Origin of the sequence: Anaerotignum sp. MB30-C6, from assembly GCF_030908465.1 — a bacterium.
Taxonomy (GTDB): Bacteria; Bacillota; Clostridia; order Lachnospirales; family Anaerotignaceae; genus Chakrabartyella.
Map to the genome: position 1 here is coordinate 802,792 of NZ_CP133078.1, position 26,176 is coordinate 828,967.

Consider the following 26,176-nt stretch of genomic DNA (forward strand, 5'->3'; position numbering starts at 1 on the left):
TGTGGAGCCTTATTTTATTTTTAAAGGAAAAAACAGTAGGGATTTTGGGATTTTAATTTCTGAAATGCCTGACATTGTGAAACCACAACGCAGAGAGCAAGAAGTAACAATACCCGGCAGAAGTGGCGTATTGACTATTGATGAGAATGCTTATGAATCCTATACGCTTTCTATTGCGTGTGGTAAAAGGGGGACGGAGAGGCTAGGGGAAATTGTGGCTTGGTTGGACGGTAGTGGAGATTTAACCCTTTCTACAGAGCCTGATAAGGTATATCGGGCAAGGATTAGTAATGCTATTTCAATTTCCGATGTGATTTATTTGTATAACTCTTTTTTGGTTCAGTTTAAGGTATTCCCCTTTAAGTATTCTTTGAATGCCGTTCGTTCCCATGCTGACAATCTCGTTCTAACTGTTCCTACATCCATCAAAAACAAAGGTTCGGTTTATTCCGAACCAACCATCACAATTCATGGCGCAGGGAACATTACCCTAATCATAAATGGCACGAATTATGGACTTCTTGGGGTAGCGGAATACATAACCATCAATAGCGAGATGATGGAGGTTTACAAGGGGAAAGTCAACTGCAATAACAAGTTTTCCGCTCTGGACTTCCCGAGGCTTGAGGTTGGTATGAATACAATTAGTTGGACGGGTAACGTCACGAAAATAGAAGTAGAGCCTAAATGGAGGTGGTTATAACATGGCACAAGTGTTTAACAAGATTTATGTTGATGTGCGGACAAAGAACGACGACATCATTACGGCGGTGCAGAATGATAGTAATAGCCGTTTTTTAGATGTATATTTGCTGGACAACGGCTTGCCCATTAATTTAACAGGGCATGAAGTTAGAATATATTGCAAAAAAGCAGATGAAAAAGAGATTTACAACAACGGTGTGATTACCGAAGCAACAAATGGACGTTGTCAGTTTGAATTGACAGACCAAGCCCTAGCAGTGGCGCAGGACTTGGAAGTTCAGATTGTGATTTATCACAACAACGTAGAGATTTTACAAAGTTTGCCGTTCAAAATCAAGGTGGTAAAAAGCTTGATTTCAGCGGGTGCAGTGGAAAGCAGTAATGAATACGGCGCATTGGTTGTATTGTATCAGAATCTTTATGAGGCTTATGATTTAATGACTACCATGGTGCAAAATATCGGTGTACCCGGGGAGATTGCGGCAGGGCTTACCATAGATACCATGTGGGAAGCGTGGGAGTATATGTGTGACTATGTGACACGCACAATGCAACTGGTAATTGATTCATCTCTAAATCAAGGTTCCATCATGGACGACGGAAAGTTGTACTTGCCCCAAATGCAATTTGCACCAGAAATCACAGAGCTTCAAGCGATTGCGGAAGCGCAAAAAGCTACTGTTCGCACCGTGAAAAACGGCAGAATATACTGCTCAACCGCCGACAAAAAGGTGGCAGTCTTTAACGCAGAAAGCGGAGTGAAAATTGGGGAGACAGCCGCCCAAACTGGCGAATGTGGCGCACTTTGCGTGGCAAACGGAATGATTTACTACGCAGACGAATCGACTAAAAAAATAATCATGTTTAGTGATGGAGATAGCTATGCAGCCTTAGGTGAATCAGCAGCAATGACAAACGCGCCTAGTGCCATTACTGCATCTGTCGACTGCATATATTCCGTTGATGCGTCGTATTTATACGCTTTTTCATTAACATTAGAGCAAGTTGGAACAAAGGTGGCACTCGGAGCTGCTACAACGGCGTCGTTATGCTTTAAGAACGGCTTGGTTTATGTCGGAACTACAAAGGGAATTAAGGTATACAACGGTACAGACAGAGTGCTTGTTGCAACTATTGACAGTGGCTCACCTAGAACCAACATTGTCGTTGATTCTGGTATTATTTTCGCAACAGCTAATTCTACATTAGCCAAGACTGTATATCTTTACAGCGAGGCAACGAGAGAGTTGATAGGCACAACAGATACGCAGCCCACACGGTGCTACGGTTTATACGTGGAAAACGGTATCATTTATTTTGTTGGTGGTTCATCGATGTATTTGATAAGCGTGTCAAGCCGAAAAAATTTAACGGATGTATATTCAATCCCATCAAACGAACTTTATAGCCACTGCGTCAAGGATGGAGTGCTGTACTACACTTCAGTGAAAACAATAAGCACATATGCCTTGAAGAAGGTTGAGGGTAAATACACAATATCTCACTACCGAATGGGGGCGATTTTATGATTTACATTTTTGAGAATGGCAGAATTTTGTATGATAAAAGCTTTTTAAGGCCAGAGGATGAAGGCAAGTATTTGGAGCTTGCAGTAACGCCAGAAATTGAACCAAAAGAAGGGAAAGCAGGTGTGATTACCGGTTGCGATTTAAGCACAGGCGAGGTTATGGTTGAGTATTTCGACCTTCCAACCCCAGAGCAAATACCGCCAGAACCAATACCCCCAGAGCCTGCACCAGTGCCATTATCTGCAATAGAGCAAACAATCCTACAAACTGCAATCAACACTGAATATATAATGTCGCTTATGGAAGTTAAGGGTTAAAGGAGGGGTAAAATGCTTTTCGATTTAGTGAAAACAATGATTACAAGAGGAACATATGTCAAAGAAGATATGTTGAAAAAGATGGACGTATTCCTCTTAAACAACCGCATCTCTGACACAGAGTATAACGAGTTAGTAACATTAATGGGGTGATTTGATGGTTACCATACATGAGAAAAACAGCATAGCATTTGATACTTTAGGCTTGGGGGCATTGCTCCCGAGCTTCTGTAATGTAACGGAAGAATTGAATGGACTATATGAATTGGAAATGGAGCATCCCTACGATGAGCAGGGCAAATGGAAACATATTGAGAAAGAACGGATTATTTTTGCATCCACGCCAAGGGGAAAGCAACCCTTTCGTATCTACCATGTAAATCCCGACATGGGAGGGGTTAAGGTGTATGCCCGACATGTGTTTTATGATTTGTTGGACAATCTTTGCTTGAATGTGGATGCAACAGGAACGCCACAGGTTGCTTTAAGCGCCATAAAAGGCTCTTTAGCTTATGCAGTACCATTCACCTTTGCAACCAATTTGTCGGGTGTAGGTGGCGTTGTTTTGAGAAACGAAAACCCCATTTTTGCATTGCTTGGCATGGACGATGACAAGGACAGTTTTATTAAGGCCTTCGGTGGCGAGATTCTGCGAGACTGTTTTGCCGTGAACATGAAACCCTCCATCGGCGAGGATAGGGGTGTTGCCATTCGATATGGTAAAAACCTCGTAGGACTTGAAATAAGCGAGGATATTTCAGAGGTGGCAACAAGGATTTATGCGTATGGAAAAGATGGTGTAGCGATGTCTGGCGGGTATAGGGATAGCCCATATATCAACACTTATTTTAATCCGAAAATTACAGTATTTGAGGATAGCAGCCTATCAGCCTATGAATTACCTAGTGCAGTGCAAAAACTGTTTGACGGGGGCTGCGATTTACCCAAGGTAAATATCAAGGCGGACTTTCAGATGCTTTCTAAGACGGAAGAATACAAGGAGTATGCTGTTTTAGAAGAGGTTCAGCTGGGGGACGTTGTGACGGTCTCTAACATAAAGATGGGATTTCACAAAAAGGCAAAGGTGATTTCCTATGAATGGGATTCCTTGTTAGAAAGGTACAAGAGGGTGGAATTAGGTGACTTTGTTGCCGATCTAACTTCATCTATTACTAGCGGAGAGAAAAGCCTTTCAACTGCGGTAAGTGCAAAAAGTACCGCAACCACTGCGGCAACAGATGCACAAACGGCATTGGATAGGATTTCAAGAAAAGTCACTATTAACAATGAGGGGCTTTATATCTGTGTGGATACCAATTCGTTGGATACCGCAACGAAGGTATTTCATTTTGGCAGTTATGGATTGAGACATAGCAGTACAGGCGTAAATGGTACATACAAAACCATTATTGATGGAGACGGAAATTTGGTGTAAAGGGGTGAAGCGATGAATCAGGATGAAATTTCAGAAAAGTTAATCGAGGTAGATCAACGCAGTAAAAGCAATAAGCACAGAATAGATTCTATGGAAAAGCGGCAAGACAACCTTGAACAGCTAACTAATGCTTTTTCTGTGATGCAAAAAGAACAAGAGTACATCAAAGAGGATGTGGGCGAGATTAAGGCAGACGTAAAAATCCTAGCCGAGAAACCCGCCAAACGATGGGAGAGTGTAGTGGATAAAGCTGTGTCCGTTGTAGTAGGTGCTATGGTGGGTTATCTTCTAAGCGGGGGGCGGTTGCCTTGAATAATAGAACTAGACGAAGGCCAAAGAGAAAGGAATTTTCAAAGCAAATTATGGCAAGGGAAATGGCCCTACTTTGGATTGTCACGCTGGGGGTTTTGGGCTTGGCATTTTATAGTGTAAAGGAAAGCTTCGACGCTTCATTCCCATGGCTTACTGCTATGGTGTCATTACCTTGGGCTGCATGGAGTGTTAGTAAGACAGGCTACACCATGAAAAGCATGAAAGAAAATACTCAAGGCGGAATTATATACGATTCTGCTATGTCGGAAATGGAAGAAAAGAAGGCATTTGTTGAGGATTTAAGAAAGGGGTTAGAAAATGATGTGGCTGGTTGAAAATTGGATTTTAATTGTTGCGGCGGTTGCGATATTGGCGGTTGTAGGCTCTTTTGTTTTTAAGTTCTACGGTTTGCCCACAAAGAAACAGGTGGAAACCATTAAGGAATGGCTATTGTACGCCTGTATGGAGGCAGAGAAGGAATTCAAGGGGAGCAAAACAGGGGTGTTAAAACTAAGGTATGTTTACGATTTGTTTGTTACCCGTTTTCCATCCGTGGCAAAAGTGGTGCCATTTAGCATGTTTTCCAGTTGGGTTCTTGTGGTGTTGGAAGATATGAGAATGCTATTAACAGAAAATAAGGCAATTCGGGAAGTTGTAAAGGGGGATGCGGCATGAGTTTAACTAACATCGGTCTGGTGGCATTCGTCAAGACAAAGCTGGGTACGCCCTATGTTTATGGCATGAAAGGCACCGTTATGACACAAGCAAACTTTAACTACTTGCAGGAGCGGTACGGCGTAAGGAATGTTTGGAACTCAGACGAAAAGAAAGTCGGCAAGGTTTGTGTAGACTGCTCTGGCTTAATCAGTTGGTACACGGGCAAATTGAAAGGTTCCAGCCAGTTCAAAGCTGAAAGTGATGCACAACCTATTACTACCATAGCCTCTGCACCCATTGGTGCGGCGGTATGGAGACAGGGACATATAGGGGTATATATCGGCAACGGTGAAGTAATTGAGGCTAGGGGGAGTGCTTACGGGACTGTACGGACGAAGGCAAAAGACAGGGATTTTACACATTGGTTCTTATTGAGGGATATTGAGTACATAGAGGGGGACGAGGAAATGATAACGAGAGAAAAAATCATCGTGAATGGTAAAGAGTGCGAAGTGGATATGATCCGTAAAGATGGAACTACATATATCAAGACAAGGGACATTGCCGAGGTGCTAGGGTTGAAGGTAGGCAGTAAGGGTAAGGTGCCAGTGATTGATACGAAGTGATTTTGGGGTGGTGTAAAAGCCACCTCTTTTTTGTTTGCGTATTTGCAGTAATATGATACGAATTTTATCTTGACTTTTTTAAAATGTGTGGTAGAATATTGATTTTCTAGTTTTATAGGATTATAATCATAGTTAAATAGAAATTTACGGAAATTTTCCAATACTGGAATTTAACTAAACAGAGGGTGAGAAAATGGTATTAACAGATAAGCAAATAAGAGAAATGTGTGTTGAAGGTAATGAAAAACTGATAACTCCATTTCAGGAGAACGCTTTACAGAGCGAATCATACGATTTGTCTATTGGTACACAAATCTCTGTATTAAAAAAAGAAGTACGTTGCATTGATCTTGAAAAACAGAATGAAATCGATAAAATCTATGAATCTATAGAAATTGATAGTTCTGGTTATGTGTTGTCACCACAAGAATATATTTTGATTACTTTGAAAGAACAAATTAATTTACCAAGTAGTTTAACTGCACATATTCGTCCTAGGACTAGATTTACAAGATTGGGATTAATAGTGAGCGACCAGCATTGTAATTCTACCTATTCTGGAATTTTGAAATTAGGTTTATTTAATGCAACTAATTATGCAATAAAAATCACTCCAAATCTAAGAGTCGCACAGATTGTTTTTGAGGAACTAAAGGAAATACCGAGTGAGGAAAAATTGTATAAAAACAAAGAAAATGCAGTTTATCAGAATGAAGAACATTTTATTGGAGCTAAATTTTCAGATGAAGTTAACAAGTATATAGATGAGGCTGTTGGGATTTTACTAGGAAGAAGAGAGTAAACTATGTCGAAGAAGCTGAATGAAATTGTTGATAAACTTTTGAGTACAAATACAGAAGCAACTGAAGCTTTAAAAAAGGCACATGATGTAGATAAAAATGGTTTAACAATTGGCGAGATATTAGGAGCTGCAAAAGAGACCATAATAAGAGAAATTTATGATGAGATAAAGGAAGAGGTTTGCGAAGATGCAATCTTAGCAGCCGAAATTAAAATGAATGAAAAGGTAAAAATAAAACAAATTAAAGAAATGAATGCATTAGCTATCACAGGTTTATTGTTAGCACTCATTGTTGGAATATTGGTTAACCAAGTAACTGAAATAATTATGTTCTTAAAGGGATCATTAGAAAATGGTGGACTAATCCCCACAATTATAATAGCTATTTTATTTTTGGTGGCAGCACTTATTATAACATTCGGTTTAATAATTAGGAATATTCTAGATATTTTACAAAAAGGAAAAAAATCATGAGAGAAGTAATAGTAAACGGAATATATAAGCATTTTAAAGGAAAGGGTTACAAGGTAATTGCAATTGCCACTCATTCAGAAACAAATGAAAAATATGTTGTATATCAGGCTTTGTACGAAGATCAAGATGTTTTTGTAAGACCGTATGATATGTTTATTTCCGAAGTGGATAGAGAGAAATACCCAGATTCAACACAAAGGTTTCGTTTTGAATTAGTTAATTAATTGGTACTTAATATAAAAATCTCCTCCTACCCGAGGAGAATTTTTATTGCAACAAAAAGAGCCAGACCGAAGCCTGACTCTCACGACCGCCCTGAAAGGGGCGGTTTTTTATTTGCCGTCAAAAATTCGTCAAAAAGAAATTTCCGCTTTAGTTTTTGTTTTGCTTTTAAATATTTGAGAAATGTTGATTTTTCGAGGGTTGCTAAAACTTTTGTCCTGTTTAGGATTGTATTGGATTGATAAAATTATTTTCAAAGAAAATCATGTACAGAAGAAATATGAAAAACAACTGATTGATAGGTTAAGGGAGAAAACCCGAGAATTTGGGTGTTATTTTTAGTAATATTGGGTTGAAATCACCTTAAAGCTTTCTTTTAAGTGTTCAATTTTTTTAATGGGTTGAAAGAACGGCAGAGGGTTCACATTAATAAAAAGGTGTGAACCCTCTTTTTTCATATGAAAAATTGGAAAAATGAAGGTTTAGAATCTAAAAACAATATAAATCAAGTTTTATCTTTTTTTATGAACAAAAGACATCCTTACCTTGCACTATAAAATACGGAATTATAAACAAGTTTCCATTAGCTTGACCGGGTTAGTTTTTAAGCATATTTTTTCTACTTTTTGAGGATTGTATATTTATATGTACAAATAGTCCAAAATTGATCTGGCAAAATATAGATTTTATTTATCATTTCAGCGGAATTAAAATATGACCCAAATTTATGTCCATATAAAAAATGATATAGGTTATTTCCTAAAAAGGTATGGTCTGTTTTTAGGTTTTTTATTGATTAAAACGATTTTGGATGCTACTATTAGCAACAAGAGGGAAAAAAGCACAATATTGACTGTGTAATATTTCGACAAATATAAAATATGCACAATCATATTTATCCTTCTCTTTTCATTTGCTCTCTGTGTCAAAAAAATACCCCATCTAAATTTTATATTACATATACAAAAAATAGATGGGGGATGCGGTAGTTCGTGCAGTTTGGCTGCACTTCAAAAAAGATAAATATTTCAAGAAACTAAAACTATGTAAGGGGGATTTTAAAATGGCAGTAGAAAAGAAAAAAGAAGCAACTCCCGTAACAAAAAGACCCGAAATTGTGAACAGCGTTGAAACCTTGAAATTGAGAATTGCAGAGGTAAGAGAAGCTCAAAGAAAATTTTCTACTTATACACAAGAACAGGTAGACAAAATTTTCTTAGCTGCTGCAACTGCAGCAACGAAACAAAGAATTGCCTTAGCAAAAATGGCAGTAGCAGAAACTAAGATGGGTGTAGTAGAAGATAAGGTTATCAAAAACCACTTCGCATCTGAGTATATCTACAATGCATACAAAAACTCTCAGACCTGTGGCGTTTTGGAAGAAGACACTGCTTTTGGTTATAGAAGAATATATGAACCTATCGGCGTTATCGCAGCGGTTGTTCCTACAACAAACCCTACTTCTACAGCAATCTTTAAATGCTTAATCTGTTTAAAGACCAGAAATGGTATCATTATTTCCCCTCACCCCTCTGCAAAAAATTGTACGATTGCAGCGGTTAAAGTGGTATTGGAAGCAGCTGTTGCAGCTGGTGCTCCTGAAGGTATCCTTGCTTGGATCGACGAACCTTCCATCGAAATGTCCGTTGAAGTTATGAAAGACGCTGACATGGTATTGGCAACTGGTGGTCCTGCGATGGTTAAATCCGCTTACTCCTCCGGTAAACCTGCTGTTGGTGTAGGTAATGGTAATACACCTGCGTTAATTGATGATTCCGCAGATATTCTTATGGCAGTTAACTCCGTAATTCACTCCAAAACATTCGATAATGGTACAATCTGTGCTTCCGAACAGTCTGTAGTAGTTTTGGATAAAGTATATGATCAGTGTAAGAAAGAGTTCCAGGATAGAGGTTGCTATTTCTTAAATGATGAAGAAAGAGTAAAAGTAGGAAGCATTATTTTAAATGCTGCCGGCAACATCAATGCTCAGATCGTTGGTCGTAGCCCTTATCAGATTGCACAGTTGGCAGGAATTGAATGCCCTAAAGATGCAAAAGTTCTTATTGCTGAAGTAACAGAAGTTGACGTTACAAAAGAACCTTTTGCTCACGAAAAACTTTCTCCTACCCTTGCTATGTATCGTGCAAATACATATGACGAAGCATTGGATATTACAGATAGATTGATTATCGACGGTGGTGTTGGACATACATCCGTTTTATATGTAGATCCTGTTAAGGGACCTGATAAAATCAAACGTTTCGAAGAAAGAATGAAGACTTGCCGTATCTTAATTAATACTCCTTCTTCTCACGGTGGTATCGGTGACCTTTATAACTTCAGATTGCTTCCTTCCCTTACTTTGGGTTGTGGTTCTTGGGCTGGCAACGCTGTATCTGAGAACGTAGGCATTCGTGAATTATTGAACATCAAGACTGTAGCTGAGAGGAGAGAAAATATGCTTTGGCTGAGAACTCCTGAGAAGGTTTATTTCAAAAAAGGATGTACACCTGTTGCTTTAAAAGAATTAAAAGACGTATACAAAACAAAGAAAGCTTTTATCGTAACAGATGGCTTCTTATTTAAGAATGGATACACAAAATCTATCACAGATCAGTTAGATGATATGGGAATCACTCATCATGTATTCTTCGATGTAACTCCAGACCCTACACTTCCTTGTGCAATTGCTGGTGCTGCAGCTATGAAAGAATTTGGTCCTGACGTAATCATCGCTCTAGGCGGCGGTTCCGCAATGGATGCTGCGAAGATGATGTGGATCATGTATGAACATCCCGAAGCTGACTTTGCTGACTTGGCAATGCGTTTCATCGATATCCGTAAGAGAGTTTTCGTATTCCCTAAGATGGGCCAGAAAGCAATCTTGGTATGTATCGCTACATCTTCCGGTACTGGTTCAGAAGTTACACCTTTTGCGATCATTACAGATCCTTCAACACAAACAAAATACTCCATCGCTGACTATGAAATCATGCCTACAATGGCCATCAGTGATGCTGACATGATGATGGATCAGCCTAAAGGCTTAACCGCTTCTTCTGGTATCGACGTATTGACACATGCTTTGGAAGCATATGTTTCCATGTTAGCTACAGACTACACAGATGGTTTGTGCTTGAAAGCAATTAAGTTAGTATTTGAGTTCTTGCCTAGAGCTTACAAATATGGCCGTGACGACGTAGAAGCTCGTGAAAGAATGGCAAACGCTTCCACAATCGCTGGTATTGCATTCTCCAATGCTTTCTTGGGTGTATGTCACTCCATGGCTCATAAACTTGGTGCTCATCACCACGTACAGCATGGTATTGCAAATGCTCTGTTAATTTCAGAAGTAATTAAATATAACTCAGCAGAAGTTCCTACGAAGATGGGTACTTTCTCACAGTACAAATATCCTCATGCAAGAGAACGTTATGCTGAAATCGCTACATTCCTAGGATTACCTGGCAAAACTGACGAAGAAAAAGTTGACAGCTTGATCGCTAAGGTTGAAGAATTGAAGGCTACAGTTGGCGTTGCTAAGTCCATTAAGGAACATGGCGTTGACGAAACTGCATTCATGAACAAACTTGAAGTTATGTGCGAAGAAGCGTTCGATGACCAGTGTACAGGTGCTAACCCTAGATACCCTCTGATGAGTGAAATTAAAGAATTATACTTATCAGCTTACTTTGGCAAATAATCCCACACACTTCATAGAAAAGACCGCATAGAGATATGTGGTCTTTTTCTATTCGATATAGAGCACCCAATAAAAGAACGGTGCAATTCTCCCCAAAAGGAAAATTGTGCCGTTCTTCGTTGTCACAAAAATGATTCTAAATTAAGCTGCGTTGAAGAGTAATGCTCCATTACTAGGAGTAAGGGTACCTTGGAGAGACCCTCTTTCTACAAAGAATGTTTCAAAGTCATTAATGGCATAGCTTTTTTGTGCTGCCAGAACTTCTTTGAATGCAAAGTCTTGTGTTACTGGTGTAGCGGCTGAATCAGTTAGTTTTACAAAGAAATAACTATCTCCTGCTTGTAAAGTAACAGCAGCAGTAAAGGTAAACGTAATTTCAATAACCTCGTTTACACTATTTGTTGCAAAATTGGTAGCGTTATTAATACTTACTGCAATTGCCATTTGTGTTTCCTCCTTATAGATTATAGTGTAATAGTTAACTATTACAATATTAATATATTAAAGATAGTCCAAGCTGTGTCTAAAATCCATATATTTTATTATAGAAGGATTCTTGTCAGGTAGTTTGTACCAAAGCTAAGGATTTCGAATATAATAACAAAGGAGGTGAGGCTTATGAGCGTTATAGATTTACAATGTTTTGAGTCTATGTGTGTCTCAAAAAATAGTCAAAATATCTATACGAATAGAAAGATTTTGAGCTTAGGACAATATTATGGAGACCAATATATTATCTATCTTTATTTTCATCTGTTGCCACAATATTATATTGAACATCTGGAGCAAGCAAAACTCATTCTTTATAAAATACCATCAGTGTATGGTAGAGGGACTACAAACATTCCCCGCCAGCAAACAGAACAATATAAGATTTTACCATTACTAGACTATTTTAGTTGTTATAGTAATATGTATACACCTCCACAATTAGATGTTAGTCGGGAGTGTGTGTTTCAAAGTGACGAAAGTCGTGCATATGAAGAAATAGACATCACAGATTTGGTGAATGACTGGTCAAATCAAGACTTGGAAAACAAGGGGATGATGATACAAGGAAACAATGACTCAGCTTTTCTTCAATATGCTTCTGATAAGTATGATGTTTTGGGTATGCGTCCTGTGATACGTATGACATATCAATCAAGTGTTTGTCCGCCGATGTCGATGAATCAGTGTAGCGTTCAAGTAAATAAAAATGAAGAGTGACAATTCATTGTGTGACAATTTTCATAGGGAATGTATTGTGTATTCTACGTTCTTATGTGCTCCTTCTAAGGTATCTGTTACTGGAAACAGATACCTTAGAAGGAGCATTTAGTTATGTTCTAAATTTGTTTTTGTGGATTTATTGTAGTTCAAAAAATATAGGTGATAAAAAATGACCGCAAACGCAAGTGAGATATGTTGAAATAGCCTCTTGCAGGTGTTTGCACAGTAACGCCGAAGCCACTTATGGCAGCAGGAGAAGAAAATAAATACTTTAGATAAAGGTTAATTGAAAATAGGAGAAAACCCGACATAAAGATATGTAATAGGTAAACTAAAAGACGGACTACAAATCAATTAATTGTAATCCGTCCTTTTCATAACTAGAAATTATTTTTTCTTGCCTTTATCTTTTTTTGCGATTTCCATATGAATTCGTTTGTTTTTAATTTTTGCACCCTTCATGCCAACCAAAACATCTTTCACATATTCCTTTGGTACATCCACAAAGGTGTAGTCATCATAAAGGTCAATAGAGCCCAAGGCTTTACCAGGAACGCCAGATTCGTTAGCGATAGCACCAACAATATCCTTTGCACGAATTTTATTTTTCTTTCCTGAATTGATGAACATACGCACCATTTTTGAATCATCGCCGCCATAAATTTCAGTTCCGCCTAAATTGATATCATCAAGAACATCCAATTCGTCAACGTTTACGTCTGCAAGGTGATTTTTTAACAAAGCCGCTGCAATATCAATTGCGGCATAGTCCTCATTCATCAAGCGATCTACCAAATGAACGTATTTTGTCAAATGGCCTTCATTCATTACTTCTTTAATCTTTTCTAAGAAGATATTTGTTTTCATTTCTTCCACATCACTTAATGTAGGAAGTTTTTGCTGCTGAATTTTTGTCTTTGTATAACGCATGATATCACGCAGCTTAAAGATTTCTTTGCCAACACAGAAAGTAAAGGCTTTACCCTTACGACCTGCACGGCCAGTACGACCAATACGGTGTACATAATACTCCTCATCCTGAGGAACATCGTAGTTAAATACTACATCGATGTCGTCAACGTCAATACCTCTAGCTGCAACATCAGTTGCAACTAAGATTTCGATGGTACCGTTACGGAATTTCTGCATTACCTTATCACGCTGAGGTTGCTTCAAATCGCCGTGTAAGCCTTCTGCAAAGTAACCACGGCCCTGAAGAAGTTCCACCAAATCATCAACACGTTTTTTTGTATTACAAAACACAATGGCAAGGCGAGGATCATAAACGTCGATGATACGAGTTAAAGCATCCAGCTTTGTTCTTTCCTTTACATCGAAGTATGCCTGCTCAATATTGGGAACCGTCAATTCCTTACGAACCACCTTAATAAACTCGGGGTTTTTCAAAAATCTTCTGGTGATATCCAAAATTTCGGGGGATAATGTTGCGGAGAATAGCAGTGTTTGATGGTCTTCGGGAATTTTGGTTAATATCATTTCGATATCTTCACGGAAGCCCATATCTAACATTTCGTCAGCTTCATCAAGAACCATCATATTAACGGTTTCCATTTTTAAAGTGCGACGGCGCATATGGTCCATAACACGACCGGGTGTACCGATTACTACATGTGCTCCTTTTTTCAAAGCGGCAATCTGTCTGTCAATAGGCTGACCGCCATAAATGGGTAATACACGAATATTATCCTTATATTTTAGAAGTTTTCTGAATTCTTCGCTTACCTGAATTGCCAGCTCTCTGGTGGGGCAAAGGATTAATGCCTGCAAACGTCTGTCGTCAGGATTAACACGTTCTAAACAAGGAATACCAAAAGCTGCAGTTTTTCCTGTACCTGTTTGGGACTGACCGATAACGTCCTTTCCCTCTTTTACAACGCTAATTGCCATGGACTGAATTGGCGTTGCTTCTTCAAACCCCATATCTAAAACTGCACGGCAAATTTCAGGGGATAAGTTCATGTCTTCAAATTTTAAATGTTCCATTCTTTGTTTCCTTTCTTCTTATCTGAGCCGAAGAGAACCACAAAAAAGGAAGTTGCTTGTCAGAGGTTTCCCTCCACGTCTTCTTTCGACTACTAATTTAATTATGAGTGCTTTCGCAATTGGCATAATATTAAGACTTTTATAATATACCTTTCTAAATCCCTTTTAAAGCACTGTTTTTTCTAGGTTTCCAAAAAAAAACCATACGCTCTATAATAACAGGGAAAAATATTAATTGCAAGGGTGAATTCTCTGTTATATAATGAATTGTTACTAATTTACAATAAATGCTTAGAATTAGGAGGAATTTTGAAAATGGAGATAATTAAGGCTATTATTTTGGGATTGATCCAAGGTTTGACAGAGTTTTTGCCAGTAAGCAGCTCCGGGCATTTAGTGCTGTTTCAAAACCTTTTTGGTATGGAAGAGGCAACCCAAGCATTTTCCATTTTACTGCATGTGGCAACGTTAGTTGCAGTTTTTATCTATTATTGGCGAGATATCTGGGAGTTAATTTGTCACCCCTTTCAGAGAACAACCGCACTATTGATTGCTGGTACAATTCCTACAGTGATCATTGCATTATTGTGTAATAACACATTTGATTCCATTTTTGGCGCAGGTAAATACATTGGTTTCAACTTCATTTTTACCGGATTAGTCCTTCTTTATGCGGATCGTCGCAAAGGCGGAAGAAAGAAAATTCGTAATATGTCCATTTTTGATTCGTTGGTGGTTGGCACCATGCAAGGTGTGGCAATTTTACCTGCTGTTTCCCGATCAGGTATGACCATAAGCACCTGTTTGGCAAGGGGAATGGACCGTGAAAATGCTGCAAGATTCTCATTCTTATTATCCATTCCTGCTATTTTAGGTGGTATGGTACTTACGATTAAGGATATGATAACAGGTGAAGTGGTTTTGACGGATGCAATAGGCATCGTACCTATGGCTGCAGGTTTCATTATGGCTGCAGTTTCAGGTTACTTTGCCATTCGTTTTATGGTTAATATTATAAAAAAAGGTAAGTTAAAATGGTTTTCCATTTATGTGTTTATTTTAGGCGGTGTTTTGATTGTAGATCAGTTCTTATTGCATATGATTGTAAAATAAGTTTACATTGCTTTTTAAAAATCGGAAAGGGTCGGTCTTTGAACCGATCTTTTTTATACATAATTTAAGAAAGAAAAGGGACTTTTAGGGGAGAAAAAAAGCACAAGTTGAAAAAGTATTGTTTTTTTAGTATGCTTAATATATTAGAAGAACAACGAAAGGAGGGGACTTTATGTTTCTAAAGCAAATGTTTTTGGAAGAATCAGTATTAGGGCTCCAAGGGAACATCGAATTTATTCTAAGGATTATAATAGCTTGCATTTGTGGCGGTATAGTTGGTTATGAGAGAACAAGACGAAGAAAAGAAGCCGGAATCCGTACCCATGTCATTGTGGCAGTAGGCTCAACACTGGTTATGATTGTTTCTAAGTATGGCTTCTACGATATACTTTTAACACCAGGACTAAGCGTAGACGTGTCTCGAATTGCGTCTAACGTGATTACGGGGATATCCTTTTTAGGAGCGGGGGTAATTTTTGTTAAAAAAATCTCCATCAAGGGCCTTACAACAGCGGCAGGACTTTGGGCAACGGCAGGTATTGGTTTAGCCCTAGGTGCGGGTATGTACACCATAGGTATTTTCACAACGATTTTTATTCCTGCTATCCAAATTTTACTTCATAGTAATTTAAACAAGCAGGATAAGAATTTTGATGATACAATTTTAATTACATTTTATCATGCTCCTTCTGATTTTAGCGAAATCAAGAAAGATATGAGCGAAAAAAATATCGAAATTATGCATATGGAGATGGAAAAAAATCCGGATGGTACTGTTACAGTAGTATTAGATATAACAAGGGATACTATGGTTACTTGCACTGATATAACTAGCTTTTTGGCCGAAAATCCTATGGTAAAGAGTTTTAAAATTTAAGTATTTAGAATGAATTTAATAAAAGGCTGCATAATAACCCAAGACAGGGAACCTGTTTTGGGTATTTTTTTTGAATTTAAGGCAGTATCCTAAGGAATTGACGTGTTATTATTGTGAAAAATAAAAACTGTCTGAATCATTCATTTGTAAACTCTTTTTTTTTGCGTTTGCTTACCAATGCTCAGGCAGGAAATAAACTTTCCATTTAGGAGGGCGTGGGAATGGACATTTATATTAAGCCGATTGAAAAGGCACAAATTATTACAAGAAGGTTGGTTTTTTTAAAAGATATTGCCGAGGTCTTTATTGGAGGGCAAACAAAGGGGGATATTGAGGGGATTGTAGTGTTTGAAATTCCTAAGGAAAAGGATGCAACTTACCTTATTTCTGTTATGGACGTAATTCGAGCCATCAACCATCAATACCCTGATGCTACGGTCTCTAATGTTGGTGAGATGGATATTTTAGTGGAATATCATCAGAAAGCGAAAAAAGAAAATAGATATTTGGAGTATTTTAAGGTCTTTTTAATTTGCATTATTATATTTGCGGGGGCGGCAACTACCATTATGTGTTTCCACTCGGATACCCAGCTTCCAATAATATTTCAGAACTACTACTATATGTTTTTTGGTGAAAATGTTGATATGCCTGCAATTCTATCTATACCATATTCCATTGGTTTGGCGGTTGGGGTCATGGTGTTTTTTAATCATTTTTCTAAAGTTTCAATTACGGATGACCCTACACCCATTGAAATTGAAATGACAACCTATGAAAAGGAAACGAATGCCAGCGTAGTGGACAAACTAAATAGGATGCAGATCAAAGGGAGAGAAGGCGAATGATCACAAAGGCGCTGATGATTATTATAGGGTATTCCACGGGAATGGCCATAGCTGCAGGGGTATTTGCTTTTATTGCTGCCATTGGGATTGTACCTCGTATGGCTCAAAGAAGTCAAACAACAAAGTATATACGCTTATATGAAGATATGATTTTATTAGGTGGTCTTTTTGGTACAACGGCTATGTTTGTTGATTATCGTCTACCTCAGATTCCCATTTTAGCAGGGGGACTTGCCCTTGCCATTGGGGTTTTTGTGGGTGTTTTGGCGGTGGCGTTGACTGAGGTTTTAAACGTAATACCAATTTTAATGCGGCGAAGTAGAATAACCAAGGGACTTTCTTGGTTGTTATTAAGTTTTGCATTGGGCAAGGTTTTGGGTTCTCTGGTATATTTTTGCGTGGACGGATTTTATGTTTTATAAACAAGCGGGCAAGCAAGGAATGTTAGTTTTTGTGTAAAGCGGAAATAAGGGTCATAAAATGTGGTTGGTTTTCAGTGTCATAAGCTAAGAGTGGTGTCGAAATTATGTTTGTAGGGTGAAAGGGAACAAGAATTTATTAAGAGTTTTAGTTTCGACATTTACCTATAAGACTTTGGTAGCACAGTTAGGTATTTTTTTTACGTACTTGAAAATACTAGAGTTGAGTATTCTTAAAGTTGATAAACGAAGGAGGTAAAAAATGGACACAAGCAAACGTGCCAAACAAGAGTATGATCAAATGGTCAAAAAAGCATCGCCAAACAGCCCGATCTTTATGGACTGTATCAAGGCTTTTTTCTCCGGCGGTCTGATATGTGGTTTTGGGCAATTATTATTAGATTACTTTAACGAAAGTTATACGGAAGATGAGGCTGCTTTATTGGTATCCATTACGTTAATTGCAATTGCAGCAGTTTTAACGGGTTTTGGGTTATATGAAAAAATAGGCAAGCACTGTGGGGCGGGGACAATTATACCCATCACGGGATTTGCCAACTCCGTTGTATCACCAGCAATTGAGTTTAAAAAGGAAGGTTTGATTTTCGGTACAGGGGCAAAAATGTTTATTTTAGCCGGGCCTGTTATTGTATACGGAACTCTAACTTCCATGTTGGTGGGGCTAATATATTACTTTGTGGGTAGGTGATTATAAGTTGGGTGCGAAAAAAATAGGAAAGCAAACAGTACGCTTGAGCGAAGGTGTTCGCATTATATCTGCAGCATCTACAGTTAGTAAAAAAGAAGGGGAAGGGCCTTTAGGAAAGTATTTTGATAAAGTGATAGAGGACTCTATGTTTGGGGAGAAAAGTTGGGAGTTGGCAGAAAGTCGATTTATTCGAGAAAACATGGAGCTTGCCGTTCAAAAAGCTGGTTTAAAGATGAAGGATATAGACTACCTACTTTGTGGCGATCTTTTAAATCAATGTATAGCCTCTACCTTTGGGACAATAGATTTTCAGATCCCTTTTTTTGGATTATACGGGGCCTGCTCTACCATGGGAGAATCCATGAGCTTGGGGGCAATGTTAATTGATGGTGGTTTTGCAAATCATACATTAGTGGGTGCGTCTAGTCATTTTTGTGGAGCAGAAAAACAATTTCGTGCCCCTTTATCATTAGGAAACCAGAGGCCACCTACATCAAGTTGGACTGTAACGGGGGACGGGGCAGTTGTTTTAGCCAAGAAGGGGAATTTCCCTTGTATTACGGAAATAACTACGGGGAAGGTTATGGATATGGGTATTACTGACGCAAATAATATGGGGGCAGCTATGGCGCCAGCGGCAGTAGATGTCTTGGTAAATCATTTTCAAGATACAGGCAGAACTCCACAGGATTACGACGTTATTGCAACGGGAGACTTGGGGGATATTGGTCGAAACTTGGTAGTAGAATTGATGAAAAAAGAAGGATATACTATGTATCCTACAAATGATAAGGGAGGCCAATTTACCGACTGTGGCATCGAGATTTTTGATAAGAACGCACAAGATACTCACTGTGGGGGGAGCGGTTGTGCTTGCTCAGCCGTTACATTTTGCGCCTTTTTCTACCCCAAGTTGATGTCGGGAGAAATCGGAAGAATGCTTTTTATTCCCACGGGAGCGTTGCTTAGTACCACCTCCTCTCAACAGGGACAAAGTATTCCGGGTATCGCCCATGGCGTAGTCATAGAAGGCTGTGGCGGAAAGGAGGGGAAGTAATGCTCCCTTTTGCTAAAGCATTTGTTGTTGGTGGTATTCTTTGTGTCATTGGACAAATTTTAATTGATAAGACAAAGTTAACATCAGGTAGGATTCTGGTTCTTTATGTGTGCGTAGGCTGTATTTTAGGGGGGATTGGAATTTATCAGCCTATAGAGGAGTTCGGCGGTGCAGGTGCAACCATACCTTTAACGGGATTCGGTTTTCGCTTGGCAGAGGGGGTTATGAAAGAAGTGGACTCTGCCGGAATTTTAGGGATATTCACAGGGGGCTTAAAAGCCGCCGCAGGTGGAGTAACGGCTGCTGTGGTATTTGCCTTTATTGTTGCTTTATTTGCCAACCCGAAAGAAAAATAGAAGGATAAAGAAAAAGCAAAGTCTTATTCGTGATAGGACTTTGCTTTTTTTAAGGAGCGAGTACAGATTATGTTAAGGCCGCAAATAAATTTGTGAGTGAAAGACATGTAAAACGCAAAATTTATGATAAAAATTTTAGAAAAAAATAGCTAAGCATCAGAGAAAAATGTTGTGGGGAAAATGAATAGTTTTTTCGTTGATGATGATGTTTTTATGAATCAATTAATCAATAAAACATGTCTTTGGTTTCTATTTAATTTTAAATGATCTTTACTTATTTTCTAAAAAGGTTATCTTTTAAGCCGAATAGGGGTATGGAATGAGAGATGTGGACATTCTTTTTGTGGATTTTTGAAGAAATATGTCGGAAAGCGGGTGTTTAAAGGTAACAAAACAATAGGTAAGATTTGCCCATGATTTTCGAGATTTGTTTCTTGAACGAAAAAAATAAGTATGCTATAATGTAAACACTAAAACGGAGTGGCCAAAAATCGGTGGTTTTAAGATTTATTTAATGGAAAGTTGTTAGAGATGAAAAAAGAAAAGGAAGTTTTTTATATATTTCCCGACTGTTTTCTCCGTTAGAGTAATATAATTATGTTAATCTTGAGAAGGAAGTGATGCCAATGCACAAGGCAATTGGTTCCAAAAAAGATTTCAGCAACTTAAGTGAAGATGAGTTGTTGGCAGAGTACAATGAATGTGTGCGGGATATTATTGATCATGAAATGGTGAATAAGATGGATTCTTTTGTGCAGCACTGCAACACAAGCAGACTGCAACATAGTATCAACGTTTCTTATTACAGCTTTTTGATTTGTTATCGTATGGGATGGGACTATCGTTCCGCAGCCAGAGCAGGGCTTCTTCATGACTTGTTTTTGTATGATTGGAGAACAAAAAAAGGGGCTACCCATCATGCTTCTTGGCATCCTAGGGTGGCGCTTGATAATGCAAGCAAAATCACAGAGCTGAATAAAATCGAGAAGGATGCCATCCGTAAGCATATGTGGCCGTGCACGTTGACTCCGCCTAGATATATTGAATCTTATGTGATTACTTTTGTAGATAAAGTTTGTGCCGTATGCGAAGTTGCAGAGCGCAAGTATAAAGGTATTCGTTTCGGAAAAGTTGCTGTATCTTAAAGGAACAGGTGTACGTACTATTTTTGTAAAATTTGATATTGGTGAATCTAACGGTGATAATCACAGAGTTTCGTGGTTGTCGCCGTTATCTTTTTTCTGATATTTTTCTGATATTATGTAGAATTTTTTCGGATTAATATAATAGGGCTTGGAAAAAGCGTAAAACAATAAGAACGTTCCTGTTTTACAAACAAGTGATATACATAAATGCTTAAGTATTTTTTGTTTCATAAATAAGGAATCAATCAAGAGCAGCAATTCCTGAGATTTTTGTAGGTATATTTTAATAGTAATATAATATTGGCACAATGAAGTGGTTACAAGGGATAGAAAATTGTTAGTTTTGTTTCAAAGCATTATTTACATTTGACAAACAACACAATATTCCTCAAATTGGGATAGGGTTATAAATTTCTCTTGCAAAAGACAAAGGGGTTTGAGGTGAGAAATTTTATTCAATAGAAAGGGGAGATGTGTTTTGCATAGACCAAAGAAAAGGAATGTTCCTGGGAAAGTAAAAAACTTAATTATTTTACTTGGGTTTGCAGTTCCAATTTTTATAAGCTTTGCCACCAAAAACCCAGAGGGTACTTCGTTTACAGGAGAATACTACCCAGCAGAAGAACTATCTTTTATACATGACTTAAGTTATCAAAAAGAGGGAGAAACAGTGCAAGAGAGCAACATATTGTTGGCAGAGCTTGATTTAATTGCCAATGCAAAAGAGTACCTGATTTTAGACTTGTTTTTGTTTAACGACGAGTATGATAGAGCAAAGGGAAGTTTTCCAAACTCTGTAGAGCAAATTACGGAGGCGTTGATTGTCAAAAAACAAGAGAATCCCGAAATGCCTATTGTATTGATTACGGATCCTATTAACAATTTTTACGGGGCATATGAACAGAGAAATATTACTCGACTAAAAAAAGAGGGGATTCAGGTTGTTCTAACGGATTTAGATCAGATGAAAGATAGCAATCCCTTATATTCGGGCTTTTATAGAAGCTACTTACAATGGTTTGGTACGCAGGGAGAAGGCTGGCTTCCTAACTTTTTTGATCCAACGGGGCCAAAGGTTCATATTCGGTCTATCTTAAAACTGGCTAATTTAAAAGGAAATCACCGAAAAACCCTTGTTTCAGAAAAAGAGGCCATTGTAACTTCCGCCAACCCCCATGATCCAAGTAGCTATCATTCCAATGTTGCCGTGCGTTTTCGTGGAAATGTGGTGGGGGATTTGATAGAAAGTGAAAAAAATGTAATTGCTTTTTCCAGTGGTCAGGTGCCAGAGATTACATATCAAAAGAATCAAACGCAAGGGCTTGATGCTGTTACAAAGGTGGCTCAGGAGTCGGTTATGATGCGTCTGATTACAGAGCGTGGTATTTTTGATGCACTGCTTGAGAATATAGAGGGGGCAAAAGAAGGGGATGCGATTTGGATTGGCATATTCTATTTAAGTGATGTACCTATTTTGAAGGCACTGGGTGAGGCGGCAGAACGGGGTGTTCAGGTTCGGATTATTGCCGATCCCAACAAGGATGCCTTTGGCATAGAAAAAAATGGCTCTCCCAACCGTCCCGCACTATGTTCCTTGGTGGATAAGCATGAAGGCGTAGAGGTTCGCTGGTATAATACCCATGGTGAGCAGTATCATGTAAAGATGGCATATTTTGTTTACCCTGAGAAAAACGAAGCCCGTGGGATTTTGGGGAGTAGTAATTTCACCCGCCGTAATCTGGAAGGTTATAATTTGGAAACGGATGTTGAGTTGGTAATGGCCATGGATGCAACACTATCTGTGGAAATGAAAAATTATTTTGAGAAGATTTACTACAACAAAGATGGTGAATATACCCTACCCATAGACGACTACTGTGAAACCAGTTTTATGCAAAATATTTTATGGAAAATTCAAGAGAGCCTTGGACTGTGTTCATGGTAAGAGGGGAATTCATCTATTAAACTATATAGTTTGGAAATTAATATGTTTTAATTAAAACGTGGCTTAAGGGATTTTGGAAGTGCAGCAAATACCCCATTGGAAATTGTTCTAAAAACTGAAAAAGGCGGAGTGTTTTCACAAACACTGCGCCTTTTATGATGGAATTTTTGCTTTTGGGCCGGGTTGTTTTTATTCTTTTGTCAAGAATTTCGAGTACTGATTTAGAACTTCTTTCAGGCCTTTTTCAAGGGTGGTATTATTTTCACTGATTGCTTCTGCAGAGGCTGTGTACAAGGGCAGGCGTTCCTGATATAAGCGTAAGGTAGCATCTTTATCTGGGGCGAGGGGCCTACCATTTCCGCTTTCCAGCAGGGTAACGTCTCTCTTAATCCAAAGGACTAGGCCATTTTGTTTTAGGGTGTCGATATTTTCCTTATCCTTTACTACGCCGCCACCCGTGGATATCACCAGGCTATTTTGCTGTGAAAACTTAAGGACCATAGCTTTTTCCTTTTTACGAAAGGCTGCCTCGCCCATTTTTGCAAAATATTCAGCGATTGGCATATTGATTTCTTTTACAATTTCGCTATCTATGTCAACAAAGGTTTTGCCCAGCCGTTTGGCAGCCATTTTGCCTAAGGTTGTTTTGCCGCAACCGCTCATACCGATTAGAACAAGATTGCTACGTTCATCTAAAAGGGAGGTGTATAGTTTTTGGATTATGTTATCCTCCATTTTTTTCCCTAAGAATATTTCTACCGCACACTTTGCTTGCCCAATGAGCATTTCCAGCCCGCCAACGGCAACTACACCTTTTGCAATTCCATCCAATACGAATTTTGTTCTTAAAGGATTATATACAACATCAACCACTGCCATTAGCTTTCCAAAGGGGGCTAGGTCAATGGGGCTTTTTTCTGCGTTGGGGTACATTCCAACGGGAGTGGTGTTTATTATGATTTCGGCATCAGAGTGGTCTTGATAGCAGGTTTGATAGGATATGGTTTCAGGGCTTTCTTTATAGTATACAGACAAAATTTCTTTGGCTCCCATATCTTTTATTACGGCGATACAGGCCTTTGCCGCTCCGCCCTTTCCTAGTACTATAATTTTTTTCCCTTTTGGGTCTATTTTGTGTTTTACCAACATATAACGGAAGCCGTCATAATCCGTATTATAGCCATAAAGCATATTAAATTTATGAACAATGGTATTGACTGCCCCGATTGCCTCAGCTTTTGGATCCATACTATCCAGATAAGGAATAACCATTTCTTTATAAGGTATGGTTACATTAATGGCTTCAAACTCCTTTTCCACCATGAACCTATGGAAGGATTCTTTGGAAAGGGGGAATAAGTCGTATGTATAATCTGCCAACTGTTCATGTATAATTTTGGAAAAACTATGCCCGAGTTTTTCACCAATTAAGCCATATTTCATGGAATACACCTCAAATCTTTCCTTTTCTCTTATGGTAATACAGTAAATTGATTTATGCAATGGTTTTATGGGTGTTTCTAAGATAAGGCAAGTCATTTATGAGAGGTCTTTTTTAGGGGATTCTTTTTTTTCCGATCCTTTACATTAGGGGAATGTTAAGAAGGATCAGGGTCATTGATGAACAAAGAAAAAAAGTACAATACCCACCTTTAATATGCCACTTATTACCAAGGCTTCGTAATACATTCGTAATGGTAATAGAGGAAAAAATGTGTTAGAATAGGAAAAAACGGTAATGTTGGTAAATTTATAGGAGAAAACGATGAAAAAGTGGTTGAAAAAAATAGGAGCAGCGATAGTAACGGCATCAATTGTTTTAAGCAGCACAAGTATGGCAACGGCCTATGCCGCTGATTCCAAGGATTTTTGCGGCGTATGGATTTCAACGGTGTATAGTGCGGACTATCCTTCAGTGCAAAACGATATTGCCAAACAAAAGGCTGAATTTTCTCAAAAATTAGATAAACTAAAAGCAGTGGGTGTGAATGCCGTTATGGTTCAAGTTAGGCCAAAAGGAGATGCTTTTTATAAATCGGAATTAAACCCTTGGAGTGCAGTATTAACGGGGGTGCAAGGAAAAGACCCTGGCTATGACCCTATGAAGTTTATGATTGAAGAAGCCCATAAAAGGGATATGGAATTCCATGCGTGGATGAACCCATATCGTATTACTACTTCGGGAACGGATTTAGCCGCTCTTTCTGCTGATAACATGGCTAGAAAAAACCCTGATTGGATTCTTACATATAAAGGGGCAATGTATTATAACCCTGCAAAAACGGAGGTAAAGGAATACATCCGTGATACTGTGGGTGAGATTGTAAAAAAATATGATGTGGATGCAATCCATTTTGATGATTATTTCTATCCCTCGAACTACCCATTACCAGAGGGAGAAAAGAGAGATGGAAAAGAGGGGAATGCCCGTCGAGAGCATATCAATGATATGGTGCGTATGGTAAGTCAAGAAATAAAGTCAGTTAAAGCCGATGTAGCGTTTGGCATTAGCCCTTTGGGAATTTGGAAGAACAACAGCTCTGACCCCTCAGGTTCTGCAACAAATGGCGGGGAAGGGTATTACTCCGTATTTGGTGATGCAAAAACGTGGGTTGAAAAAGGATGGATAGACTATATTGCGCCCCAGTTATACTGGGAAAGAGGGAATACCTATGCAGATTATGAAACCCTTGTGAAATGGTGGAGTAACATGGTAAAAGGAACTGGGGTTACTCTTTACATTGGTCAGGGTCTTTATAAAGATGTAGTAGCCAAAGAAATTACAGAGCAGTTGAAGATAAACGAAGGTTACAACGTAGAAGGAAGTATTTTCTTTAGTGCCAGAGACATATTTGATGATAGACAAGGGGCTGCTACAGCATTGAAGAAATATTATAGTGCGCCGGAACCCTCCGTAACGGAACCAGGAACAACTACTGTCATTGAAAAGAAGAGAGCTTATGCAACAAGCTCGGCAATAAAGGTAAATGGTGCACCTGTATCTTTTGAAGTATATACCATTGACGATTATACTTACTTTAAGTTAAGGGATATTGCTTACTCCATCAGCGGTACAGCAAAGGAGTTTGATACTGTTTGGAATGGAGAAAACTCATCTATTAATCTGCTTACAGGCTTAAGCTATTCCGGAACCCCGGGGGGAAATGCCATAGGTAAAGATACAACCGCAGTAACTTCAACCGCCAAACTTTACTTGGATGGAGATAGTAAAAATGTAAGTGCTTTTACAATAAATGACTATACATATTATAAACTAAGAGATATTGCAAAACTTTTGGATGTTGGTGTTACTTGGGATGAAGGAACTTCTACCATAGGAATTGACACCACAACAGGTTATAAATAAAAACATAAAAGTGGTACTTACAAACTTCTGTAAGTACCACTTTTTTATATACCTTTTACAATTTATCATACGTTCGGCTGGTTGAGGGAAATGCTTTTAGTCGTAGAAGAAAAGGGGGTTTAATCGCTAAAATATGCATTTTTAATGGGTATGTGTTATTTATTTTGCTGGCACTGAAATTATCTCCAATTTTACGGGTATCTAATTATAATAAACTTTTGACCGTTGAAACTGGTGACTTTGCCACAGATATTTATGGAGTGGATTATAACAGAATTCCTTTTTTAGATAGCGACTCATCTTCAAGGCTTGCTGTTTGGGGAAACCTTTGTTAGAGTT

Annotated in this window: 28 protein-coding genes; 25 read left to right on the plus strand and 3 right to left on the minus strand. The window is 38.5% G+C overall.

What is annotated here, in order from left to right; translation table 11 throughout:
* Window position 1 precedes the first annotated feature (1 nt).
* The 14 genes from RBQ60_RS04250 (at window position 2) to adhE (ending at window position 10,785) form a co-directional block, all read left to right on the plus strand.
* Window positions 2–703 (plus strand): distal tail protein Dit, encoded by a 702-nt coding sequence (locus RBQ60_RS04250; protein WP_307885333.1) that lies wholly within the window; start codon window positions 2–4, stop codon window positions 701–703.
* 1 nt (window position 704) lies between these two features.
* Window positions 705–2,234, plus strand: coding sequence for a BppU family phage baseplate upper protein (locus RBQ60_RS04255; RefSeq protein WP_307885334.1), 1,530 nt, complete (start codon window positions 705–707; stop codon window positions 2,232–2,234).
* A complete protein-coding gene (locus RBQ60_RS04260; protein ID WP_307885335.1) occupies window positions 2,231–2,551 on the plus strand; it encodes a hypothetical protein in 321 nt (106 codons plus the stop codon). Before RBQ60_RS04255 ends, RBQ60_RS04260 begins: the two co-directional genes overlap by 4 nt.
* 12 nt (window positions 2,552–2,563) lie before the next feature.
* On the plus strand, window positions 2,564–2,704 hold the full coding sequence (locus RBQ60_RS04265) for a hypothetical protein (protein ID WP_307885336.1): 141 nt from the start codon (window positions 2,564–2,566) through the stop codon (window positions 2,702–2,704).
* Between the two features lie 4 nt (window positions 2,705–2,708).
* Entirely contained in the window at window positions 2,709–3,986 is a 1,278-nt protein-coding gene (locus RBQ60_RS04270; protein WP_307885337.1) for a phage tail spike protein, read from the plus strand.
* Window positions 3,987–3,998: 12 nt separating this feature from the next.
* Window positions 3,999–4,298 carry a hypothetical protein gene (locus RBQ60_RS04275; RefSeq protein ID WP_307885338.1) on the plus strand — a complete coding sequence of 100 codons (300 nt, stop codon included), beginning with the start codon at window positions 3,999–4,001 and terminating at the stop codon, window positions 4,296–4,298.
* Window positions 4,295–4,633, plus strand: a complete 339-nt coding sequence (locus tag RBQ60_RS04280; RefSeq protein ID WP_307885260.1) for a hypothetical protein — start codon at window positions 4,295–4,297, stop codon at window positions 4,631–4,633. The genes RBQ60_RS04275 and RBQ60_RS04280 overlap by 4 nt, the downstream gene beginning before the upstream one ends.
* The gene (locus RBQ60_RS04285; protein WP_307885261.1) at window positions 4,617–4,973 is read left to right on the plus strand and encodes a hypothetical protein; all 357 of its coding nucleotides are present in this window, start codon (window positions 4,617–4,619) and stop codon (window positions 4,971–4,973) included. Before RBQ60_RS04280 ends, RBQ60_RS04285 begins: the two co-directional genes overlap by 17 nt.
* Entirely contained in the window at window positions 4,970–5,581 is a 612-nt protein-coding gene (locus tag RBQ60_RS04290) for a hypothetical protein (protein ID WP_307885262.1), read from the plus strand. Before RBQ60_RS04285 ends, RBQ60_RS04290 begins: the two co-directional genes overlap by 4 nt.
* Window positions 5,582–5,774: 193 nt before the next feature.
* Entirely contained in the window at window positions 5,775–6,383 is a 609-nt protein-coding gene (dcd, locus tag RBQ60_RS04295) for a dCTP deaminase (protein WP_307884264.1), read from the plus strand.
* A gap of 3 nt (window positions 6,384–6,386) precedes the next feature.
* Entirely contained in the window at window positions 6,387–6,857 is a 471-nt protein-coding gene (locus RBQ60_RS04300; protein ID WP_307884263.1) for a hypothetical protein, read from the plus strand.
* Window positions 6,854–7,081 (plus strand): DUF1653 domain-containing protein, encoded by a 228-nt coding sequence (locus tag RBQ60_RS04305; RefSeq protein WP_307884262.1) that lies wholly within the window; start codon window positions 6,854–6,856, stop codon window positions 7,079–7,081. The genes RBQ60_RS04300 and RBQ60_RS04305 overlap by 4 nt, the downstream gene beginning before the upstream one ends.
* A 46-nt stretch (window positions 7,082–7,127) precedes the next feature.
* Entirely contained in the window at window positions 7,128–7,259 is a 132-nt protein-coding gene (locus RBQ60_RS04310) for a hypothetical protein (protein WP_307885339.1), read from the plus strand.
* A gap of 883 nt (window positions 7,260–8,142) precedes the next feature.
* On the plus strand, window positions 8,143–10,785 hold the full coding sequence (gene adhE, locus RBQ60_RS04315) for a bifunctional acetaldehyde-CoA/alcohol dehydrogenase (RefSeq protein ID WP_307885340.1): 2,643 nt from the start codon (window positions 8,143–8,145) through the stop codon (window positions 10,783–10,785).
* A 141-nt stretch (window positions 10,786–10,926) separates the two neighbouring features.
* Here adhE and RBQ60_RS04320 read toward each other — a convergent pair whose 3' ends face one another.
* A complete protein-coding gene (locus tag RBQ60_RS04320; protein WP_307885341.1) occupies window positions 10,927–11,229 on the minus strand; it encodes a hypothetical protein in 303 nt (100 codons plus the stop codon).
* Between the two features lie 174 nt (window positions 11,230–11,403).
* Here RBQ60_RS04320 and RBQ60_RS04325 point away from each other — a divergent pair, with 174 nt between their 5' ends.
* Window positions 11,404–11,994, plus strand: coding sequence for a DNRLRE domain-containing protein (locus tag RBQ60_RS04325; RefSeq protein ID WP_307885342.1), 591 nt, complete (start codon window positions 11,404–11,406; stop codon window positions 11,992–11,994).
* A gap of 390 nt (window positions 11,995–12,384) precedes the next feature.
* Here RBQ60_RS04325 and RBQ60_RS04330 read toward each other — a convergent pair whose 3' ends face one another.
* A complete protein-coding gene (locus RBQ60_RS04330; protein ID WP_307885343.1) occupies window positions 12,385–14,001 on the minus strand; it encodes a DEAD/DEAH box helicase in 1,617 nt (538 codons plus the stop codon).
* A gap of 315 nt (window positions 14,002–14,316) precedes the next feature.
* Here RBQ60_RS04330 and RBQ60_RS04335 point away from each other — a divergent pair, with 315 nt between their 5' ends.
* From RBQ60_RS04335 to RBQ60_RS04375, 9 genes are all read left to right on the plus strand, one after another.
* Window positions 14,317–15,114: an undecaprenyl-diphosphate phosphatase gene (locus tag RBQ60_RS04335; RefSeq protein WP_307885344.1), complete on the plus strand. Its 798-nt coding sequence runs from the start codon at window positions 14,317–14,319 to the stop codon at window positions 15,112–15,114.
* A gap of 172 nt (window positions 15,115–15,286) precedes the next feature.
* On the plus strand, window positions 15,287–15,991 hold the full coding sequence (locus RBQ60_RS04340; protein WP_307885345.1) for an MgtC/SapB family protein: 705 nt from the start codon (window positions 15,287–15,289) through the stop codon (window positions 15,989–15,991).
* 221 nt (window positions 15,992–16,212) lie between these two features.
* Window positions 16,213–16,839, plus strand: a complete 627-nt coding sequence (locus RBQ60_RS04345; protein WP_307885346.1) for a stage V sporulation protein AA — start codon at window positions 16,213–16,215, stop codon at window positions 16,837–16,839.
* Window positions 16,836–17,261, plus strand: a complete 426-nt coding sequence (locus tag RBQ60_RS04350; protein ID WP_307885347.1) for a stage V sporulation protein AB — start codon at window positions 16,836–16,838, stop codon at window positions 17,259–17,261. Before RBQ60_RS04345 ends, RBQ60_RS04350 begins: the two co-directional genes overlap by 4 nt.
* A gap of 259 nt (window positions 17,262–17,520) precedes the next feature.
* Window positions 17,521–17,967, plus strand: a complete 447-nt coding sequence (spoVAC, locus tag RBQ60_RS04355) for a stage V sporulation protein AC (RefSeq protein WP_307885348.1) — start codon at window positions 17,521–17,523, stop codon at window positions 17,965–17,967.
* A 7-nt stretch (window positions 17,968–17,974) separates the two neighbouring features.
* Window positions 17,975–19,024: a stage V sporulation protein AD gene (gene spoVAD / locus RBQ60_RS04360; protein WP_307885349.1), complete on the plus strand. Its 1,050-nt coding sequence runs from the start codon at window positions 17,975–17,977 to the stop codon at window positions 19,022–19,024.
* Window positions 19,024–19,380 (plus strand): stage V sporulation protein AE, encoded by a 357-nt coding sequence (spoVAE, locus tag RBQ60_RS04365; RefSeq protein WP_307885350.1) that lies wholly within the window; start codon window positions 19,024–19,026, stop codon window positions 19,378–19,380. The genes spoVAD and spoVAE overlap by 1 nt, the downstream gene beginning before the upstream one ends.
* A gap of 626 nt (window positions 19,381–20,006) precedes the next feature.
* Window positions 20,007–20,525, plus strand: a complete 519-nt coding sequence (locus RBQ60_RS04370; protein WP_307885351.1) for a hydrolase — start codon at window positions 20,007–20,009, stop codon at window positions 20,523–20,525.
* A gap of 478 nt (window positions 20,526–21,003) precedes the next feature.
* Complete coding sequence (locus tag RBQ60_RS04375; protein WP_307885352.1) at window positions 21,004–22,470, plus strand: phospholipase D-like domain-containing protein; 1,467 nt, start codon at window positions 21,004–21,006, stop codon at window positions 22,468–22,470.
* 189 nt (window positions 22,471–22,659) lie between these two features.
* Here RBQ60_RS04375 and RBQ60_RS04380 read toward each other — a convergent pair whose 3' ends face one another.
* On the minus strand, window positions 22,660–23,913 hold the full coding sequence (locus RBQ60_RS04380; RefSeq protein ID WP_307885353.1) for a shikimate kinase: 1,254 nt from the start codon (window positions 23,911–23,913) through the stop codon (window positions 22,660–22,662).
* 322 nt (window positions 23,914–24,235) lie between these two features.
* Here RBQ60_RS04380 and RBQ60_RS04385 point away from each other — a divergent pair, with 322 nt between their 5' ends.
* A complete protein-coding gene (locus RBQ60_RS04385; protein ID WP_307885354.1) occupies window positions 24,236–25,837 on the plus strand; it encodes a family 10 glycosylhydrolase in 1,602 nt (533 codons plus the stop codon).
* Window positions 25,838–26,176: the final 339 nt, after the last annotated feature.

Bases quoted from the DNA above. Each gene is read 5' to 3' on its own strand.
- RBQ60_RS04325 (WP_307885342.1), top strand. From the start codon at position 11,404: ATGAGCGTTATAGATTTACAATGTTTTGAGTCTATGTGTGTCTCAAAA.
- RBQ60_RS04345 (WP_307885346.1), top strand. From the start codon at position 16,213: ATGGACATTTATATTAAGCCGATTGAAAAGGCACAAATTATTACAAGA.
- RBQ60_RS04350 (WP_307885347.1), top strand. From the start codon at position 16,836: ATGATCACAAAGGCGCTGATGATTATTATAGGGTATTCCACGGGAATG.
- RBQ60_RS04270 (WP_307885337.1), top strand. From the start codon at position 2,709: ATGGTTACCATACATGAGAAAAACAGCATAGCATTTGATACTTTAGGC.
- RBQ60_RS04340 (WP_307885345.1), top strand. From the start codon at position 15,287: ATGTTTCTAAAGCAAATGTTTTTGGAAGAATCAGTATTAGGGCTCCAA.
- RBQ60_RS04380 (WP_307885353.1), bottom strand. From the start codon at position 23,913: ATGAAATATGGCTTAATTGGTGAAAAACTCGGGCATAGTTTTTCCAAA.
- RBQ60_RS04370 (WP_307885351.1), top strand. From the start codon at position 20,007: ATGCACAAGGCAATTGGTTCCAAAAAAGATTTCAGCAACTTAAGTGAA.
- RBQ60_RS04300 (WP_307884263.1), top strand. From the start codon at position 6,387: ATGTCGAAGAAGCTGAATGAAATTGTTGATAAACTTTTGAGTACAAAT.
- RBQ60_RS04385 (WP_307885354.1), top strand. From the start codon at position 24,236: ATGAAAAAGTGGTTGAAAAAAATAGGAGCAGCGATAGTAACGGCATCA.
- adhE (WP_307885340.1), top strand. From the start codon at position 8,143: ATGGCAGTAGAAAAGAAAAAAGAAGCAACTCCCGTAACAAAAAGACCC.
- RBQ60_RS04320 (WP_307885341.1), bottom strand. From the start codon at position 11,229: ATGGCAATTGCAGTAAGTATTAATAACGCTACCAATTTTGCAACAAAT.
- RBQ60_RS04335 (WP_307885344.1), top strand. From the start codon at position 14,317: ATGGAGATAATTAAGGCTATTATTTTGGGATTGATCCAAGGTTTGACA.
- RBQ60_RS04305 (WP_307884262.1), top strand. From the start codon at position 6,854: ATGAGAGAAGTAATAGTAAACGGAATATATAAGCATTTTAAAGGAAAG.
- RBQ60_RS04275 (WP_307885338.1), top strand. From the start codon at position 3,999: ATGAATCAGGATGAAATTTCAGAAAAGTTAATCGAGGTAGATCAACGC.
- RBQ60_RS04285 (WP_307885261.1), top strand. From the start codon at position 4,617: ATGATGTGGCTGGTTGAAAATTGGATTTTAATTGTTGCGGCGGTTGCG.
- RBQ60_RS04260 (WP_307885335.1), top strand. From the start codon at position 2,231: ATGATTTACATTTTTGAGAATGGCAGAATTTTGTATGATAAAAGCTTT.
- RBQ60_RS04330 (WP_307885343.1), bottom strand. From the start codon at position 14,001: ATGGAACATTTAAAATTTGAAGACATGAACTTATCCCCTGAAATTTGC.
- dcd (WP_307884264.1), top strand. From the start codon at position 5,775: ATGGTATTAACAGATAAGCAAATAAGAGAAATGTGTGTTGAAGGTAAT.
- spoVAC (WP_307885348.1), top strand. From the start codon at position 17,521: ATGGACACAAGCAAACGTGCCAAACAAGAGTATGATCAAATGGTCAAA.
- spoVAE (WP_307885350.1), top strand. From the start codon at position 19,024: ATGCTCCCTTTTGCTAAAGCATTTGTTGTTGGTGGTATTCTTTGTGTC.
- RBQ60_RS04255 (WP_307885334.1), top strand. From the start codon at position 705: ATGGCACAAGTGTTTAACAAGATTTATGTTGATGTGCGGACAAAGAAC.
- RBQ60_RS04265 (WP_307885336.1), top strand. From the start codon at position 2,564: ATGCTTTTCGATTTAGTGAAAACAATGATTACAAGAGGAACATATGTC.
- RBQ60_RS04290 (WP_307885262.1), top strand. From the start codon at position 4,970: ATGAGTTTAACTAACATCGGTCTGGTGGCATTCGTCAAGACAAAGCTG.